Source organism: Bradyrhizobium sp. (assembly GCF_030693485.1).
In the GTDB taxonomy this organism is placed as follows: domain Bacteria; phylum Pseudomonadota; class Alphaproteobacteria; order Rhizobiales; family Xanthobacteraceae; genus Bradyrhizobium.
Genome location: NZ_JAUYAN010000354.1, coordinates 1 through 6,012, shown reverse-complemented (window position 1 = coordinate 6,012; position 6,012 = coordinate 1). Strand labels below are relative to the sequence as shown.

At 65.3% G+C, this 6,012-nt stretch carries 2 protein-coding genes; one reads left to right on the top strand and one right to left on the bottom strand.

Annotation, left to right across the window (positions count from 1 at the left end; genetic code table 11):
* The coding region (locus Q8N40_RS26030) for an MOSC N-terminal beta barrel domain-containing protein (RefSeq protein WP_305713858.1) at nucleotides 1-332 on the bottom strand (332 nt) is incomplete at its 3' end.
* 385 nt (nucleotides 333-717) lie between these two features.
* Here Q8N40_RS26030 and Q8N40_RS26025 point away from each other — a divergent pair.
* A partial coding sequence (locus Q8N40_RS26025; RefSeq protein WP_305713857.1) for a CHAT domain-containing protein occupies nucleotides 718-6,012 on the top strand: 5,295 nt, incomplete at its 3' end.

Genomic DNA, 6,012 nt, shown 5'->3' with positions numbered 1-6,012 from the left:
CCCGATGGCGTCTCGACATCGACGGCGAGTTCTTCATGCGATGGATAAAGTGGCGTGACGCCGGGTCCCAACGCTTGCGCTTCAGCAAGGTTGGACGGCAGCGCCGCACATTCGGGATCTCGGAAGAACGGACGGTACAGTAGCATGTCGCTGCGGCCGCGTGCGGTCAGATAGGGGAAGGCCTTTGGAGCCGCCGAGTTGTGCACGGCATAGAGCCGGTCACCCAGAATTCCGGAAAAACTCACAAACGCTTCCGGCAATGCCTCCCCGCGCATGCTCTTGACGGGATAGCGCCACAGACTTTCGACATGTCCGATGAGGTTCGGCTTCATGGGTCTTCGGCTTTCCTGGTTGACCATTCGGGACGTGGTAGCGAACCTTCCCCTGCCCGTCGATTGATCCAGGACTGTCGCATTTACAGTCGAGCGATAGAAGATCGGAATTCCAGATGACCTTCGTGCTGAACACGTTGTATCCTCTTGCCATTTCTATTAAAGCGGGTATCGTTCAGACGTTTCAGAATTGGGATTTTTGGCAGTTCCCCGGAGCGAGTTCGACGGATCTGTCGCTTGCGAGAATGTCGTAACGAATTTCGGCGCCGCCCTGGAGCGGCCTGGCGAATAACCGACGCAACCATCGACGAAGGCACGATCATCGGCGGCCTGCTGTTCAGTCTCTCATCGCGCAGCGACCGCCATCCTGTCACGGAGGTGCAACATGGCCGCTCCGATCACGTTCGTCGTTCCCGGCGTCCGCGCAGACCGCGGCGCCACGCGCGGCGCCGGCGCCACAGCATTTCCCGTCGGGCGCACGAAGGACTCCATCATCATAACGGCACAGCGTGCCGCCGGGGAATCGGAAGTCCGAACCAGCGCGATTCCCGGGGAAGACGTGATTGTGATCGAGGTCGCCGGAGGACCCGATCTGTGGCTACATCCCGACACCGCCCGGGAATTGCTGCAATCCCAACAGGACGACCCGCTTCTATCGCGCGGCGGGACGACGCTCGCGCCGGGCGAGGTACGTGTTCCCGCCCGCTTGCAGTGGCGTCTCGAAGAGGGCGCAGCCGTGCCTGGGGCCACACGCGGTTTCGTCAGCGACGTGCTGGTTCGGGGAATTCAGGTCCTCACCGGTTTTGCCGAGGACAAGGCGGCGGATTTCGTGGCTTCAAAGGTCGTCCAGGCGTTCGATTCTAAGGTCAAGGCGGGCGTGTACCGGCTCGATCGTCAGCCGCTCGGATCGCTCAAGGACCGGCCGACGTCCACGATCGCATCTGGCGAAACACCATCGCTGGTGCTGATTCACGGGACCTTCAGCGAAACCTCCGGGACGTTCGGAAAGCTGTGGAGCGAACACCCGGAGCTCGTCGATCAGCTCTTCGAGAGGTTTCAGGACAGGGTGTATGCGCTCGACCACCCGACGCTTGGCGCAAGCCCGATCGCCAACGCCATCACGCTGGCCGAAGCCGCGCCCGAAGGCGCTCGGCTTCATCTGCTCACGCATTCGCGCGGCGGATTGGTCGCAGAAGTGCTGGCGCGGGTCTGCAGCGAGCCGGTGACGTCCGGCATCGAGTTGTTCGAAAATGACGGCTCGAGCGCGCAGGACCTGAAGAAGCTCGCCGGAATCGTGGCCAGGAAGCGCATTTCGATCGATCGGGTTGTCCGCGTCGCCTGCCCGGCGCGAGGCACTCTGCTCGCCTCCAAGCGTCTCGACGCCTATGTGTCGGTGGTGAAGTGGGCGCTCGAGCTCGCTCAGGTTCCCGTCGCGGACGAGCTGGTCAAATTTCTGGGCGAAGTCGCCCGTCGCCGCGCGGACCCGGACATGGTTCCGGGTCTCGCGGCGCAGATCCCGGATTCGCCGCTCGTCAAATGGCTGCATGCGACCGACAAGCCTATCAAAGGGGACCTGCGCGTCGTGGCCGGCGATCTCGAGGGCGATTCGGTCGGCTCCTGGGTCAAGACCCTCTTGTCCGATGCCTTCTTCTGGACCGACAACGACCTGGTGGTGCAAACGCGATCGATGTATGGCGGGTCGCCGCGGGAGAAGGATTCGACATTCGTCCTCGATCAGGGCGGCAAGGTCTCGCACTTCAGCTATTTCAGCAACCCGCGGACTGCGAATGCGATCGTGAACGCGCTGGCGCTCAGCGCCGATCCGCCGGACGAATTTCGCGTTATCGGTCCGCTGTCATGGAGCGGGGATTCGTCGACGGGGGTTCGGGCGGCACTGCCCTCGCGCGGCGCGGCCGAGGCCGCCGAGCTGCCTGCGCTCTTCATCCTGCCCGGCATACTCGGCAGCAATTTGAAGATCGGCAACGATCGCATCTGGCTCGGATGGCGCCTCGTCAACGGCTTGAACAAGCTCGCTTACGATCCCAAGGGCATCAATATCCTGCCGGATGGACCGATTGGCATCTACTACGACGACCTCGCGACGTTCTTCTTCGACGACCACGACGTGAAGCCGTTCGCCTTCGACTGGCGGCGCCCGATGGCCGCCGAGGCCAAACGTCTTGCCGACGAAGTCGCCGCCGCCCTTGACGCCCGCAAGACGTCGAAGCAGCCGGTGCGGATCATCGCGCATTCGATGGGCGGCCTGGTTGCGCGGATGATGCAGATCGTCAGCCGCAGCACGTGGGACCGGATGATGGCGGCCGACGGCGCGGGCCTGTTGATGCTGGGGACGCCGAACGGCGGCTCCTGGGCACCCATGCAGGTCCTGTCGGGCGACGACACCTTCGGCAATCTCATGGCCAATGTGGGGGCACCGTTTGGCGGCAACGGCGCGCGCACGCTCATGGCCAGTTTCCCCGGATTCATGCAGCTTCAGGCCAGCCTGCTGAACGGTCTGGGCACCGCGAAGGCGTGGGAAGATCTCGCAGCCGCCGATCTCGAGGCGGCCCGCCGGCACAGCCCATGGCACCATCTGGCGCTGCAACTCGATCAGATGAGGTGGGGACTCCCCGCGCAAAGCGTGCTCGACGAAGCGGTCGAGTTGCGGCGTGCGCTCGACCGGCAGCGGGACACGGATCTCGCCTCGTTTGCACACAAGCTCATGGTCGTCGTCGGCAAGGCGGACTCCACACCCGCGGGCTACAAGAAATCCGACGACGGCGTGATTTATCTGGACGCGCCGGACCAGGGCGACGGCCGGGTGCTGTTCGAAAACGCCGTGCTGCCGGGGGTGGCCACCTGGGTCGTTGACGCCGATCATGGATCTCTGCCCCGGCACAGGGAAGCCTTCGGTGGATACCGCGACTTGCTCAGCATGGGCCGCACGGATCGCCTCTCCACGCTGAGCGCCGCCCAGACCGCGCGGGGACTGGCGGGACCAACTGCCAAATTGCTGGTGCGAAGCCGTCCGTCACGACTGCCGGGCGGTGAAACACCGCCACAGCGCGAAATCGACGTGCTGGCGCCCGCGGCCACGACGTCCGAGCCGCAGGCGAAATCGCGGGCTGCGGGCCTGCACATCACCGTCATAAACGGCAATCTCACTTTCGTCAGCGAGCCGTTGCTGATCGGCCACTACCGCTCACTCCGCCTCACCGGCACGGAAGCGGCGATGGACGGTGCGATTGGTGGCGCCATGACCGCGTCACTCCAGCGGGGCCTTTATCCCTCCGCTCCCGGGACACATCAGGTATTCATCAATATCAAGGCCGCTGCCGACAATCCCTGGCAATTGCCGCGGCCACATGCCGTTGTCGTGGCCGGTCTCGGCGCCGAGGGTGAGCTGCGCGGATCGGATCTCGTGGATACCGTTCGGCAGGCTGTCATCGGATGGGCGCAGCGCCTGACGGAGCAACGTCCCGTGCCGCCCGAATTCACGCTCGCGACGACGCTGCTCGGCAGCGGCGGCAGCGGCATCACGGCGGGACAGGCGGCACAGCTCATCGCACAGGGCGTGCGCGAGGCCAACGAACAGCTCGCCCGGGACGTCACCGCGCCGCCGCGCTGGCCGCGCGTGAGCGAGCTCAGGATCATCGAGCTGTTTCTCGACCGCGCCAGCGAAGCGTGGAACGCCCTCCGGGCGCTCGCGGCGGCGGACAGCGCCCGCTTCACCGTCAACCCGACCATCACCGAAGGCACCGGCGCCATGCGCCGGCCCGCGGATGCCGGATACCGCGGCGCCGACTACGATTTCATCAGCGCCACCATCCAGAAAACCGAGAACGAGCCGGTATCGATCGTCTACACGGTGAATTCCAAGCGCGCGCGCAGCGACGTGCGTCCCCAGCCCATGCAGGTGGGGCTGGTTCAAAACCTCGTGCTGATGGCCTCCAACAACGCCAACATCGACGCGCAGATCGGACGCACGCTCTTCAGGCTGCTCATCCCGGTCGATCTCGAGCCGTTCCTGGGCAGCAGCACGGAGACGGTGCTTGAGCTCGACAAGGGTACCGCCGCCATCCCCTGGGAGGCGCTCGAGCCTTCCAAATCGGACGGAAAGTCGAGCGAACTGCCGTGGTCCATTCGCACCAAGCTGTTGCGCAAGTTGCGGTCGCCGCCACCGCCCATGCGCACGGTCACGGACGCCTCGGCCGACCACGACATTCTCGTGATCGGCGATCCCGCATGCGACCGATTGGTCTATCCACTGCTGATGGGCGCGCGGCGGGAGGCGACGAAGGTCGCGGACTGCCTGGCGGAATTGATCGACCCTCGCCACGTCCATCGGGTCATCAGCGGGCCCAGGCCCGGCGACGAGGAGCCCGATCTGGGGAGAGTGATCACGGCCTTGATCGACGGGGACTGGCGCATCATCCATATTGCCGGCCACGGCGAGCCGCCGACCAACAGCGTCACTCGCGGCGTCGTGCTGTCCGACGGCGCGTTCTTCGGGGCGCAGGAGATCAAAGCGCTGCGCGTCATCCCCGAACTGGTGTTCGTCAATTGCTGTCATCTGGCAGCCGACGCCCCGAAAAAGCTTTTCGCGCCCGTCAATTACAATCGCCCAGAATTCGCCTCGGGCGTGGCCCACGCGCTGATCGAAGGCGGCGTGCGCTGCGTGATCGCGGCCGGCTGGGCGGTGGACGACGATGCGGCGAGCGTATTTGCCACGAGCTTCTACAAGGCCCTGCTCGGCGGCGACCGCTTCATCGACGCCGTCGCAACGGCGCGGGAGAGCGCTCGCAGCAGCCACAACAACACCTGGGCGGCCTATCAGTGCTATGGCGATCCGGATTGGCGCTTTCGGGCACGGACCGGCGATGCCCAGAAGCCGACGCCACGACCCGCTTTGCAGGAGTTTTCCGGCGTCGCGTCGGCTCCGGCCCTGATTGTCGCGCTCGAGCGGATCGCGGTCGAAACCGAATATCAGGGCAGGAAGCCCGAGGATCAGGCCGTCCGCCTGCACTACCTGGAACAGAAATTCGCCCCATGCTGGGAGGGGCGCGGCAACGTTGCCGAAGCGTTCGGCACCGCATGGCTGAAGGCCAAGCGCTTCGACGAGGCGGTCAAGTGGTATCAACGCGCGCGCGAGGCGCAGGACGGGACGGCGTCCTTTGTCTCGATCGAACAATTGGCGAATGCCAGGATCCGCCTTGCGTGGGAGCGCGCCGAACGCGACGGCAGGACGATCGACCAGGCGCGCAAGGAGATCGAGGACGCGATGGCGCTGCTCGCCGGGCTGATTGCGCTCGCGCCGACCGTCGAGCGGGAAAGCCTCTATGGCTCCGGCTACAAGCGGCTGGCCCTGCTCGAAGCGGCAGCGGCCGCCGCCGCGGCGAAGGCCGATGACCCGACCGCGAAGGCGGCGGCCGAGGCCGCTGAAGCGGCCGCCATCGGAGCGATGCTGACGCACTACGAAGCCGCGGAGACGATCGCCCGCAAATCGCCTTCCGCTTCCACCCAGTCGTTGTTCTACCCCGCGATGAACCGCATTGCCGCGCAGCTCGCGAGCAATGCAGGCAAGCAGGCGATGGACAACGATACCATCACCCTGGTGCGCAGCTCGATGGGCACTGTCCCGCCGACTTTCTGGTCCGTCGTCGGGCAGAATGAACTCGAC